We start from the raw sequence: 5722 nt of genomic DNA on the forward strand, positions 1-5722 counted from the left end.
ACATCCGTCCGCAGCTGGACCGGGTCGCCCGGGCGCTGGCCCTGCCCCCCGACTCCCCTCCCTGGGACATCTTCAGCCGGCAGGTGCTGCCCGCACTCGCCAAGTACTTCCCCGCCGAGCCACCGGTCCCCGGCCACCGCGACATGCTGGACGACCTCGTCGAATTCACCCGCGCCTGGCAGCCCGACCTGGTGCTCTGGGATCCCGCGTTCCTCCCCGCGCCCATCGCCGCGCGCCTCAGCGGCGCGGCGCACGCCCGCATGATGTGGGGTCCGGACTACTTCGCCTGGGCCCGGCAGAAGTTCCTCGAGCGACCGCGCCCGCCGGGTGCGGACCCCGTCGAGGACCCCCAACTGAGACTGCTCGCACCGATGCTGCAGCGTCACGGCATGGAGTTCGACGAGGAGCTGCTGCTCGGGCAGTGGAGCGTCGACCCCTTGCCCACAGCACTGCGGCTGCCGCTGGACACCCGGTCCGTGGCGGTGCGCTGGGTCCCGTTCAACGGTTCGTCAGCCGTCCCCGACTGGCTGCACGAGCCGCCGAAGGCGCCCCGGGTCTGCCTCTCGCTGGGCGTCACCGAACGCGAGCGTGCCAAGGACGGCCGGTTCTCGGTCTCCGAGATGCTCCACACGGTGGCCGAACTCGACATCGAAGTCGTCGCCACCTTGAACACCGAGCAACTGGCCCGCCTGGACAGCGTCCCCGGCAACGTCCGCACCGTCGACTACCTGCCCCTCAACCAACTGCTGCCGAGCTGCTCGGCGATCATCCACCACGGCGGGTACGGCACCTACGCGGCCGCGGTGGCCCACCGGGTGCCGCAGCTCATCACCTGGAAGAAGGACGGCGAGTCGACCTGCACCGCGCGGCACGTCACCGAGCGAGGTGCCGGCCTGGCCATGGACCGTGAGCGGTTCTCGGCGGCCGGACTCCAGCAGCAGCTCATCCGCATCCTGCAGGAGCCCTCGTTCCAGGACGGCGCGGCCGCACTGCACGCGGACGCCCTGGCGACACCCCCTCCCCAGGAGATCGTCCCGCTCCTGGAGCGGCTGACCGCACAACACCGCAACTGATCCGCCTCGCGCCACCGCTCCCGCCACCCGTGCCCGACGCGCCCCGCGCGGTGCCCCGGCGCGAGGCACCGCCCCGCGCCGCGCGGTGTGCCTTCCCTCGCCGCGGCCCGTTTTCTCCGGAGGAAACAGTGATCAACGTCTTTCAGCCCAGCCTGGGTGATGAGGAACTCCAGGCGATATCCGAGGTGTTCGCCGACAACTGGCTGGGCCACGGGCCGCGCACCAGAGAGTTCGAGGCACAGTTCGCCGGCCACCTCGGCGTGGATGCGGAGCAGGTGCTCTTCATCAACTCGGCCACGGCCGGGCTCTTCCTCGCGACCGAGCTGCTGGAACTCGGCCCCGGCGACGACGTGGTACTGCCCTCGGCCAGCTTCGTCGCCGCCGGCAACGCGGTCGCCGCGACCGGCGCCCGGCCGGTCTTCTGCGATGTCGACGTACGCACCCTCAACCCCACCGCCGCCGATGTCGAGCGCGCCCTGACCCCCCGTACCAAGGCGGTCCTGGTCCTCCACTACGGCGGCTATCCCGGGGACATCGCCGCGATCGCCGCGCTGTGCGAGGAACGCGGCATCCCGCTCATCGAGGACGCCGCCTGCGCGGTGGCCTCCAGCGCGGACGGCACCGCCTGCGGCACCTTCGGCGACGTCGCCATGTGGAGCTTCGACTCGATGAAGGTCCTGGTCACCGGCGACGGCGGAATGCTCTACGTCAAGGACCGCGAACTGGCCCGCAAGGCCCGCCGGCTGGCCTACCACGGTCTGCAGCAGTCCAACGGATTCGCCGCCGCCAAGGTCTCTGCCCGCTGGTGGGAGCTGAACGTGCAGAACTTCGGCCGCCGGGTGATAGGCAACGACATCACCGCGGCCATCGGCATCGTCCAGCTCCGCAGGCTCCCGCAGTTCGTGGCGCGACGCCGCCAGATCGCTGAGCACTACGACCGTCTGCTCGCCGACGTCGCGGGCGTCACGCTGCCCCCGGCGCTGCCGCAGGGGCACGCCTCCTCCTACTACTTCTACTGGGTGCAGCTGGATCCGGCCATCCGCGACCAGGTCGCCGCCGATCTGCTGGAGCAGGACATCTACACCACCCTGCGCTACCCGCCGCTGCACAAGGTTCCGGCCTACCGGGCGGAACACCTGGCCCTGCCCGGCACCGAGGCCTGCGCGGAGCGCACGCTGCTGCTGCCCCTGCACCAGGGACTCGACGACACCCAGGTGCACAGCATCGCGGCCGCGCTGCGCAAGTCCGTCGAGCACCGCTCGGGGGCGATGGACAGCTGACCGCCGTGACCGGCGAGGGCGGGCCGCTGCCCGGGACACCGCGCGACGTGCCAAAAGGGGAGGAGACCGCCGGGCGGCCCCCGCCCGCACACCTCACCGACCGGCCGAACACCGGCGGACCGGCCGGCGAAGCGCCGCAGACGGAACTTCGAGGAAAACACGCCGACAGGGATGTGGAACGGGTGCACATAGCAGAGTTGGACATACCCGGGGTGTTCGTCGTCACCCCAGAACTCCGCAAGGACGAACGCGGCTCCTTCTTCGAAGGAATGCGCGCGGACGAATTCGAAAGAGCCATGGGGCGGAGCTTCGTACCCCGCCAGATCAACTACTCGGTGTCGCAGAACAACACCCTGCGCGGCATCCACAGCGTCACCAGCCCCCCCGGCCAGGCGAAATTCGTCACCTGCGTCCGGGGGGCACTGCGTGACTTCGTGGTGGACCTGCGGCCGGGCTCACCCACCTTCGGGGCGTTCGAAAGCAATGTCCTGGAACCCGGGTCCGGCCGGTCGGTCTTCGTTCCCGAGGGCGTCGGCCACGGCTTTCTCGCCCTCGCCGACGACTCGTGCATCTGCTACGTCCTGTCCAGCGTGTACGTGCCCGGCACCCAGATCGACATCAACCCGCTCGACCCCGACCTGGCCCTGCCCTGGGGCTGGACCCGGCCGCCCCTGATGTCCCAGAAGGACTCCGACGCCATGTCGCTGCGGCAGGCCCAGGAGGCCGGACTGCTCCTGCCCTACCGCGCCCCCGACGCCCCGCACCCTGCCTGACCTCCCGCCCCTGCCACCGCCACCCACTGGAGTACGCCATGCCGGCTCCGTTCGTCACGACCGCAGTCGGCCCGACTGCCCTGCAACCCCGCGAGGACGCCGCGACCGCCCACCGGATGGCCCGGTCGGCGGCGAGCACGACCGGCGCGCAGCTGAGCACCGAGGCCTTCTCGCACTGGCTCCGAAAACGCCGCAGCGCGCACCGGTTCCACGTCGACCGGATTCCCTTCGACGCACTCCAGGGCTGGTCGTTCGAGGAGGACACCGGCAACCTGGTGCACCGCAGCGGCCGGTTCTTCTCCGTGGAGGGACTGCACGTCACCCACGAGCAGGCAACGCCGCGCCAGTGGCACCAGCCGATCATCAAACAGCCCGAGATCGGCATCCTCGGCATCCTCGTCAAGGAGTTCGACGGAGTCCTGCACTTCCTCATGCAGGCCAAGATGGAGCCGGGCAACCGCAACCTGCTCCAGCTCTCACCGACCGTGCAGGCCACCCGCAGCAACTACACCAAGGTCCACCAGGGCGCGGACGTGAAGTACATCGACTACTTCGTCCGGCCCGGCAAGGGCCGTGTCCTGGCAGACGTACTCCAGTCCGAGCACGGCTCCTGGTTCCTGCACAAGAGCAACCGCAACATGATCGTCGAGGCCGTCGGCGACGTCCCGCTCGACGAGGACTTCTGCTGGCTGACCCTCGGCCAGATCGGGCAGCTCCTGCACCGCGACAACGTCGTCAACATGGACTCCCGTACGGTGCTGGCGTGCGCCCCCTTCCCGGACACCGCCACGGGCGCACTGCACTCCGACACGGAACTGCTGTCGTGGATCACCGCCGAACGCTCCCGGCACGACGTGAGCACCCGCCGCGTACCGCTGGACGCGCTCCCCGGCTGGCAGCGGAGCGAGGAGAGCATCGACCACGAGCACGGCCGGTACTTCCGTGTCGTCGCCGTCTCCGTCCAGGCGGGCAGCCGCGAGGTCTCCGGATGGACCCAGCCCCTGTTCGAGCCCTACGGCCCCGGCGTCGCCGCCTTCCTGACCCGAAGGATCGACGGGGCGCTGCACATCCTGGTGCACGCCCGCGTCGAAGGCGGCTTCCTCGACACCGTCGAACTCGGCCCCACCGTCCAGTACACCCCCCACAACTACGCCCACCTGTACGGCGACGAACGCCCCGCCTACCTCGACGAGGTACTGGCGGCCGGGCCCGACCGGATCCACTACGAGGCGCTGCACTCGGAGGAGGGCGGCAGGTTCCTCAACGCGGAGAGCCGCTACCTGCTGGTCGAGGCGGACGAGACGACCGCCCCCCTCGACGCGCCCGCCGGGTACCGCTGGGTCACTCCCGGCCAGCTGACCTCCCTGGTCAGACACGGCCACTACGTCAACGTCCAGGCCCGCACCCTGCTCGCCTGCCTCCGCGCGAGCGGGGCCGCCGCCTGATGGCCGCCCTGCGGATCGGTGTCCTCGGCTGCGCGGACATCGCACGCCGCCGCATGCTGCCGGCGATGGCGGCCACCCCCGGCGTGCACATCGCGGCCGTCGCGGGCCGCGACGCGGACCGGGCACGCGAACTCGCCGGACGGTTCGACGCCCGACCGGTGCACGGCTACGCCGCCGTGCTGACCCGCAACGACATCGACGCGGTGTACATACCGCTGCCCGCCGCCCTGCACGCCCGGTGGGCCGAGGCGGCGCTGCGCGCCGGCAAGCACGTCCTCGCGGAGAAACCGCTCACCACCGACCTCGCCGCCACCCAGCGCCTGTTCGACCTGGCGACACAGTCGGGCCTGTTCCTGATGGAGAACGTCATGTTCGTCCATCACCCCCAGCACGCGGCAGCCGCACAACTCCTGGCCGACGGCGCGATCGGCGAACTCCGCTCCTTCCGGGCGGCGTTCGCGGTACCCCGGCTGCCCGCCGACGACATCCGCTACCGCCCCGAACTCGGCGGCGGCGCCCTGTGGGACACCGGGGTGTACCCGCTGCGGGCCGCCCTGCACTTCCTGGGCGAGCGGCTCGGCGTCGCCGGCGCCACCCTCTCGCACGGCCCCGCCGACGCGGTGGACACCTCCGGCGCGGTGCTGCTGCGCACCCCGGAAGGGATCGGCGCCCAGCTCTCCTTCGGCCTCGACCACGGATACCGCTCGGTGTACGAGCTGTGGGGGAGCGAGGGGAGCATCACCGTCGAGCGGGCCTTCACCCCGCCCGCCGACCACCGCCCCGGGCTCCGTGTCGAGCGGCGCGGCGACACCAGGGAAGTGCTGCTGCCCGCCGACGACCAGGTGGTACGCACCGTGGCCGCGTTCGCCCGGGCCGTGCGCTCGCAGGCGGCCCCCGATCCGGTGATGGTCCATCAGGCACGCCTGCTCCAGGACGTCCGGGCGCGCGCCTCGGCGTGACCCCGACCGCCCGGTGACCCCACCCGGTGCCGCGACCGATCCGGCGCCGCACGGCCGCCCTCCGCGACGGCCGGGCGGCGCCCTGCCCGTCCCCGGGGCCCGCTCGACCGGCCCGATGACCCGGCTCCCGCAACCGAACCAGCCGCCCGGAAAGGACACAGAACGTGACCACCCCCACCCGCACCCCCCATC

General features: G+C 71.5%; 5 protein-coding genes. All 5 read left to right on the forward strand.

Annotated elements, in window-relative coordinates; translation table 11 throughout:
* On the forward strand, positions 1-1073 hold a 1073-nt coding region (locus P1P70_RS39290; RefSeq protein ID WP_319246387.1), incomplete at its 5' end, for a nucleotide disphospho-sugar-binding domain-containing protein.
* Between the two features lie 128 nt (positions 1074-1201).
* Positions 1202-2353 (forward strand): DegT/DnrJ/EryC1/StrS family aminotransferase, encoded by a 1152-nt coding sequence (locus P1P70_RS39295; RefSeq protein WP_319246390.1) that lies wholly within the window; start codon positions 1202-1204, stop codon positions 2351-2353.
* 182 nt (positions 2354-2535) lie between these two features.
* Positions 2536-3126 (forward strand): dTDP-4-dehydrorhamnose 3,5-epimerase family protein, encoded by a 591-nt coding sequence (locus P1P70_RS39300; RefSeq protein WP_319246393.1) that lies wholly within the window; start codon positions 2536-2538, stop codon positions 3124-3126.
* Between the two features lie 38 nt (positions 3127-3164).
* Positions 3165-4571 carry an NDP-hexose 2,3-dehydratase family protein gene (locus P1P70_RS39305; RefSeq protein WP_319246396.1) on the forward strand — a complete coding sequence of 469 codons (1407 nt, stop codon included), beginning with the start codon at positions 3165-3167 and terminating at the stop codon, positions 4569-4571.
* A complete protein-coding gene (locus P1P70_RS39310) occupies positions 4571-5530 on the forward strand; it encodes a Gfo/Idh/MocA family oxidoreductase (protein WP_319246398.1) in 960 nt (319 codons plus the stop codon). Before P1P70_RS39305 ends, P1P70_RS39310 begins: the two co-directional genes overlap by 1 nt.
* The last annotated feature ends 192 nt before the right edge of the window (positions 5531-5722 follow it).

The organism is Streptomyces sp. MB09-02B (genome assembly GCF_033794485.1).
Taxonomy (GTDB): domain Bacteria; phylum Actinomycetota; class Actinomycetes; order Streptomycetales; family Streptomycetaceae; genus Streptomyces.

Bases quoted from the DNA above. Each gene is read 5' to 3' on its own strand.
- P1P70_RS39305 (WP_319246396.1), top strand. From the start codon at position 3,165: ATGCCGGCTCCGTTCGTCACGACCGCAGTCGGCCCGACTGCCCTGCAA.
- P1P70_RS39310 (WP_319246398.1), top strand. From the start codon at position 4,571: ATGGCCGCCCTGCGGATCGGTGTCCTCGGCTGCGCGGACATCGCACGC.